This window comes from Saccharopolyspora sp. (assembly GCF_017434145.1).
Lineage (GTDB): Bacteria > Actinomycetota > Actinomycetes > Mycobacteriales > Pseudonocardiaceae > Saccharopolyspora_C > Saccharopolyspora_C galaxeae.
Map to the genome: position 1 here is coordinate 1 of NZ_JAFRFW010000331.1, position 5,989 is coordinate 5,989.

The 5,989-nt window shown below is 70.3% G+C and carries 6 protein-coding genes; 2 read left to right on the forward strand and 4 right to left on the reverse strand.

The window, feature by feature from the left end:
- The 4 genes from IJH84_RS09195 to IJH84_RS09210 all read right to left on the reverse strand — a co-directional run.
- A partial coding sequence (locus IJH84_RS09195) for a hypothetical protein (RefSeq protein ID WP_295142705.1) occupies nucleotides 1–439 on the reverse strand: 439 nt, incomplete at its 3' end.
- 57 nt (nucleotides 440–496) lie between these two features.
- Entirely contained in the window at nucleotides 497–1,663 is a 1,167-nt protein-coding gene (locus IJH84_RS09200) for an acyl-CoA dehydrogenase family protein (protein WP_295142708.1), read from the reverse strand.
- The gene (locus IJH84_RS09205) at nucleotides 1,648–2,877 is read right to left on the reverse strand and encodes a CaiB/BaiF CoA-transferase family protein (RefSeq protein ID WP_295142714.1); all 1,230 of its coding nucleotides are present in this window, start codon (nucleotides 2,875–2,877) and stop codon (nucleotides 1,648–1,650) included. The genes IJH84_RS09200 and IJH84_RS09205 overlap by 16 nt, the downstream gene beginning before the upstream one ends.
- Complete coding sequence (locus IJH84_RS09210; protein ID WP_200069583.1) at nucleotides 2,874–3,410, reverse strand: MaoC family dehydratase; 537 nt, start codon at nucleotides 3,408–3,410, stop codon at nucleotides 2,874–2,876. The genes IJH84_RS09205 and IJH84_RS09210 overlap by 4 nt, the downstream gene beginning before the upstream one ends.
- A gap of 220 nt (nucleotides 3,411–3,630) precedes the next feature.
- On the opposite strand from IJH84_RS09210, the gene IJH84_RS09215 reads away from it, so the two are divergent.
- Nucleotides 3,631–4,356 (forward strand): FadR/GntR family transcriptional regulator, encoded by a 726-nt coding sequence (locus IJH84_RS09215; protein ID WP_295142717.1) that lies wholly within the window; start codon nucleotides 3,631–3,633, stop codon nucleotides 4,354–4,356.
- Nucleotides 4,357–4,569: 213 nt separating this feature from the next.
- Nucleotides 4,570–5,928 carry an MmgE/PrpD family protein gene (locus IJH84_RS09220; protein WP_295142720.1) on the forward strand — a complete coding sequence of 453 codons (1,359 nt, stop codon included), beginning with the start codon at nucleotides 4,570–4,572 and terminating at the stop codon, nucleotides 5,926–5,928.
- Nucleotides 5,929–5,989 lie beyond the last annotated feature (61 nt).

Consider the following 5,989-nt stretch of genomic DNA (forward strand, 5'->3'; position numbering starts at 1 on the left):
CCCGCCGCGGCGCGGGAACGGGCACGACCGGACGGGAGACCTTGCCCAGCAGCGGCAGCCACACCGAGGCGCTCCCCGCGAGGATCGCCAGGCACAGGTGCAGCGGCTCGTGCTGCGGCGCCGGGATCGCATCGATCGATCCGGCGCGAGCCGCGGGATCGTGCAGGCCGTGCTGATCGGTCGCGGCGTTGACCGTGGTTCGGTGCTCAGCGGCTGTGCGAGCGTGCGCACCGGCCACGGCGTGCTGTTGCGAAGTCACGGTGTGCTGCTGGGAAGCCGACGGTTGCTGCGGAGCCGAGGGTTGCTGGGAAGCCGTGGCGGCATGCCCGTCGACCTGGCCGTGCCCACCGTGCCCCGCCGGAACGTGATGCATCAGCAACACTCCGAGCACGAGCCCGACCAGCAGCACCCACCGGCCGGGGCTTGACCGACCACGCACGCCTCCCAGCCTAACGACCGCCTGGCGCAACCCGTCGGACCGGACGGCGCCCGACCGTCACCAGCCCACCTTCCCCTTGCCCGCGAGCAGCGATTTCGCGATCACCGTGCGCATGATGTCGCTGGTGCCTTCGCCGATGGTCATCAGGATCGAGTCGCGGTAGAGCCGCTCGATCTCGAACTCCTTCGAGTAGCCGTACCCGCCGTGCACCCGCATCGATTCCTGCGCGGCCTGCAACGCGACCTCGGAGGCGTGCAGCTTGGCCATGCCGGTCTCCAGGTCGGCCCGCTCACCGCGGTCCAGCTTGCTCGCCGACCAGTAGGACAGCAGACGCGCGGCCTGCAATCGGGTGGCCATCTCCGCGATCCGCAGCTGGATCGCCTGGAACTGCCCGATGGCCTGGCCGAACGCTTCGCGCTCGCCCGCGTAGGCCACCGCCTCGTCGTAGGAGCGCTGCGCGATGCCGAGACTGCGCCCTGCGATGTTCAACCGGCCGGTCTCCAGCGCGGAAAGGGCCTGCTGCATACCGCGCCCCTCCACCCCGCCGAGCAGGTTCTCCGCGGGCACCCGCACGTCCTCGAACACCACCTCGCAGGACTCGGTGCCCTTGTAGCCGAGCTTCGGGATGTCCTTGGTGACGGTGAAACCGGGCGCATCGGCGTCCACCAGCAGCACGCTCATGCCGCGGTGCGCGGGCTCGGCGCTGCGGTCGGTCTTGACCAGCACCGGCAGCGGGTCGGCGTGCCGCGCGTTGGTGATCCACATCTTGCTGCCGTTGAGCACGTAGTGCTCGCCGTCGCGCTCGGCGGTGCTGCGGATGCCCTGCAGGTCGGTGCCCGCGTCGGGTTCGGTCAGCGCGATGCCGGTGCGCCGCGCCCCGGTCGCCAGCTCCGGCAGGTATTTCCGCTTCTGCTGCTCGGTTCCGTGCCTGGCGAGCATCCAGGTGGACACCGAATGGCTGCCGAGGATGCCGCCGATGCCCATCCAGCCGCGCGCGATCTCCTCGAAGACCAGGGTGAACGTCACGAAGTCCGCGTCGACCCCGCCGTACTCCTCGGGCACCAGCAGTCCGAACAGCCCGAGTTCGGCCATCTTGTCGATGATCTCGGCGGGGTAGCGGTCGGTTTGCTCCCACTCCTTGGCGACCGGCACGATCTCGGCGTCCACGAAGTCCCGCAGGACCCGTTGGAACTGGGCTTGTTCCTCGTTCAGCTCGAAGTCCACGGCGCGTCTCCTTCCGCTCCGAAAGCGCCTCCGGCGGCGAGCCTGCGGAATTCCGCCGCGTCCACGCCGATCAGATCGTCCAAAGTGGATGATGTGTGCTCGCCCAGCTGCGGCGCGCGGTCGTGCTCGGCGCGCGGTTGGCCCGCGCGCACCGGAGATGCGACCTGCTCGACCTGCCCGAACCTCGGATGCTCGGTCCGCACCACCATGCCGCGCGCAGCGGTGTGCTCTTCGCGCAGCGCCTCCGGAACGGTGTTGATCGGCGCGCACGGCACACCGGCCGCTTCCAGGGCCGTGAGCCAGTCCGCGGTGCTTCGCCCGGCCAGTTCCCGCTCGATCAGCCGGACGCACTCGGCGGAGTTCTCGTAGCGCTCGGCCGGGGTGGCGAAGCGGGATTCGGCCGCCCACGCCGGAGAACCGATGGCTTCGACGAACTTCTCCCAGAACTTCTGCTTCGCGCAGCCGATCACGATCCACGAGTCCGCGGTCGGGAAGTTCTGGAACGGCACCAGGCTCGGATGCGCCGAGTGGTGCGTGCGCTTCGGCTCGAAATCGCGGTTGAGGTGCCAGGTCGCCAAGTACGTCAGCATCCCGATCGCGGTGTCGTACAGGCTCACGTCGCAGTCGCAGCCCACACCGTCGCGCCGCGCGCCGTGGATCGCCGAGAGCATCGACAGCGCAGCCACGAGTCCGCCCGAGTAGTCCACCATGGACAGTCCGGATTTGGTGGGCGGCCCGTCCGGCTCACCGGTCACCGACATCCAGCCCGCCAGGCCCTGCAACATGTAGTCGTAGCCGGGCTGCTCGCTGCGCGGCCCGGTCATCCCGTACCCGGACAGCGAACAGCACACGATCCGCGGGTTGAGGTGCTTGAGGTCGTCGTAGCGGATGCGCATCTTCTCCGGCACGTCGCCGCGCAGGTTCGAGTAGACCGCGTCGCTGACCGCGACCAGCCGCTCGAAGACCTCCCGGCCCTGCGGATTGGTCAGGTCCAGCAGCACGGAGCGCTTGTTGCGGTTGAACGCCTCGAAGAACAGCGAGTCGCCGCCTTCGGCGTACGGCGGGGTCTGCCTGCCGACGTCGCCGCCGAAGCGCGGGTCCTCGACCTTGATGACCTCCGCGCCGAGGTCGGCGAGGTGCACCGACCCGAACGGTCCCGCTCCGTACTGCTCGACGGCCAGTATCCGCACGTCCTGCAACGGAAGCCCGCTCATTCGGCACCTCCGGCTTCCAGCGACAGCGGGCCGTTCTTGGCCGCGGGGAAGGAGTCGATCTCCGCGGCGTGCGCCTGCTTGTAGATCAACACCGTGCGGTCGAACGACAGGCACTCGTCGCCTTCGGCGTTGAGCCCGCGGGTGTGCACGTTCACCAGGCCCGCGTACGGCTTGGACTTGGATTCCCGCTTGCCGGTGCAGATCGATTCGCCGTAGAGCGTGTCGCCCACGTACACGGGGTGGGTGAGCGCAACGTTGGTCATCGCCAGGTTGGCCACCGCGCGCTGGCTGATGTCGCGCACGCTCTGCCCGAGCAGCATCGCGATGGTCAGCCCGGAGTTGACCAGCACCTTGCCGAACGGGGTGTGCGCGGCGTAGTTCGCGTCGAAGTGCGCGGGGTGGGTGTTCATCGTCAGCAGCGTGAACCAGGTGTTGTCCGCTTCGCTGATGGTGCGCCCCAGCGGATGCCGGTAGACGTCGCCGACGGCGAAGTCCTCGAAGAAGCGCCCTTGCTGAGCTTCGTGCACGGTCACCGCCGCACCTCCTGTTCGCCCTTCGCCCGCCCGGCGGTGCCGGTGCGCCGCCGGGAGTTCCCCCGATTCGCCGGAGTTCCCCCCGATTCGCCGGAGTTCCCGGAGTATGCGTCCGGGCGAACTCGCCACGCAATACGTCTGACATTTTGCTGCCGTGGTCTGCTCCGAGCGGTCCGGTTTGTCGTACGCTGGGTCGACACCGACCGACCGGGGGGCGGAGATGACGGCGGACGACGGCGCGAAGCTGCGGGTGCGCCCGGTGCAGGCCGCCTACCGGCAGGTGGCCGAGCAGCTGCGGGACCAGATCGTCAGCGGCGCGCTGCCCTCCGGGGCGAAGCTGCCGAGCGAAGCCGAGCTGGGCGGCATGTTCGGGGTCAGCCGCTCCACCGTGCGCGAGGCGCTGCGGCTGCTGGCCAGCCAGCACCTGATCGACACCGCCCGCGGCGTGACCGGTGGCAGCTTCGTCGCTGCCCCGGACGCCGGAGCGGTCGCCGAGCACCTCGGCGGCACGCTCGGGCTGCTGGTCAACGCGCGGAACATGAGCGTGGACAACCTGCTGGAAGCCCGCTTGCTGCTGGAACCGCCCGCGGCCCGGCTCGCCGCCGAGCGCGCCGACGCCGCGGATCTCGCCGAACTCCGCGAAACGACGGAGAAGACCGGGCACCTGCATCCGGACGAGGGCTTCGCGGTGCACTGGGACTTCCACACCACGCTGGTGGCGGCCAGCGGCAACCCGCTGCTTCGGATGATGTGCCAGCCGGTGAACGCGGTGCTGCGCACGCGGCTGCACCGGGATCGGGTGGCGCGGGAGGTGTGGGAGGACATCGACGCCGAGCACGCTCGCGTGCACGAGGCGGTCGCCGCGGGCGACGCCGACGCGGCCGAGGAGCTCGTGCGCGAACACCTCCTCGCGCTGCGCCCGCTCTACGAGCGCATGGAGGACTGACCTCCCCCCGTCTCCCGGTTCCTTCCCGAGTGAACGGACTGTTCGACTGAATAGATTGGACGAGCGGGCCGTTCACTCGGAAAGCTCGCTCGGAAAAGTCTGACGTTTGTCTTGTGGGTGTCGTGGCGAGGCTTGCAGACTGATGGTGTCCGGCGGTCGTCAACGGCGAGACCACCCGGTCCGGCCCGCCGGTCCGACAGCCATGGAGGCGCCATGCCCGCCATCGCGGACGTGCTCGGCGAATTCGCCGCCCGCACCACTGCCCAGCACATCCCGGACGAGGTGCTGGAGCGGGCGCGGCACCTCGCGCTGGACTCGGTCGGCGTCGCGTTCGCCGCCACCGAGCACGATTTCGCCCGCAACGCCCGGCGCGCGGTCGCCGAACTCGGCCCCGGCGAGCAGCCGGTGCTGGGCCTGCCGGACCGGCTCGCCCCGCGAGAAGCCGCCATGCTGGGCGCGATCCTGGTGCACGGCTTGGACTTCGACGACACGCACATGCCCGCGGTGACCCACGTGTCGGCTTCCGCGCTGCCGGTGAGCATCGCCGCCGCGATCAAGCACGGCCGCAGCGCCGAGGAGCTGCTCGCGGCCTACGTGCTCGGCGTCGAGATCAGCGCCCGCGTCGGCAAGGTCGCCCGCGGCGGCTTCCACGACGCCGGGTTCCACCCGACGGGTGTGGCCGGGGCGTTCGGTTCCGCGGTGAGCGCGGCGAAACTGGCCGGAGCGGGCGCGGACGGAATCGCCGAGTCGCAGCGCATCGTCGGCTCGATGGCTTCGGGCCTGCTGGAGTTCCTGGCCGACGGCGCGTGGACCAAGCGGCTGCACCCGGGCTGGGCGGCCAACAGCGCGATCACCGCGGCGACCTTCGCCGCGACCGGCTGGCCCGGCCCGCCCGAGGTCTACGAAGGCCGCTACGGCCTGTACGCGACGCACCTGCAGACTTCCGAGTGGGACGCGCAAGACGCACTCGACGGGCTGGGCGAGCGCTGGGAGCTGCTGGACACCGCGGTCAAGCCGTACCCGAGCTGCCACTTCACGCACGCCTTCGCCGACGCGATCCTGGCGCTGCGCGAGTCCGCAGGCGTCGAAGCGTCCGAAGTGGACTCGGTGCGCTGCCGCATCCACGAAACGCCCGCCGCCGCGGTCTGCGATCCGATCGAACGCAAGCGCCGCCCGCAGGACGACTACGACGCGAAGTTCAGCCTCCCGTTCATCGCCGGGGCCTGCCTGGCGCGCGGACGGCTCACGCTCGCCGAGTTCGCCGCGGATTCCTTGGCGGACCCGGAGATCCTGCGGCTCGCGGAGCTGGTCGAGATCGCCGACGATCCGGAAAGCCGTTTCCCGCAGGCATATTCGGGCGAAGTGGAGATCCTGCTGCGGGACGGCCGCAAGCTCACCCGGCGCGAGGACGTCAACCGCGGGCACGCCGAACGCCCGCTGACCCACGAGGACATCCGCGCCAAGTTCACCGACAACTTCGGCGCGGACGCGAAGGACACGATGCGGCACGTGCTCGCACTCGGGAACGGTGGCAGCGCGAGCGAATTCGCCGAAGCGTTGCGCGCCGGGTGAGCAGCCCGGCGCTCGCAGAGCCGCAACGAGCAGCGGCGGCTGCACGGTTCAGCATCAGGCC